Here is a 397-nt window from a genome sequence, read left to right on the forward strand (position 1 = left end):
GTCGAACCGGCGGTCACCGTCAGCTTGTCGTATGCGGTGCTGCCCCGCTCGGCGGTGTCGATGTGCAGGTAGAAGGTGAGCGACGCCTTGCAGCCGGCCGGGACGGTCACCGACTGGGAGACGCTGTCGGTGTGGCTGGAACCGTAACCGTCAAGCCACGCCTTGTAGGAGCCGCCGTGGGCGGCCTCGCCGGAGTCGGTGGTGATGACGCCACTGCTCGCGCTCCAGCCGGTGTCGCCCGACTCGAAGCCCGGATTGGCCAGCAGCTGGGCGGAGGAGCAGCCGCCACCGCCGCCGGAGCCGACGGTCCAGGTGAAGGAGGTGGAGCCGGAGGCACCGGTGGTGTCGGTCGCGGTGACCGTCATCTGGTAGGTGCCCGCGGTGGACGCCGTACCGG

General features: G+C 70.5%; 1 protein-coding gene. It reads right to left on the reverse strand.

All coding sequences use genetic code 11. The features are described from left to right. Window positions 1-397, reverse strand: a 397-nt coding sequence (locus tag GT045_RS35380; protein WP_237539134.1) for a putative Ig domain-containing protein, incomplete at both ends; no start/stop codon positions are given.

This window comes from Streptomyces sp. SID486 (genome assembly GCF_009865385.1).
GTDB lineage: Bacteria > Actinomycetota > Actinomycetes > Streptomycetales > Streptomycetaceae > Streptomyces.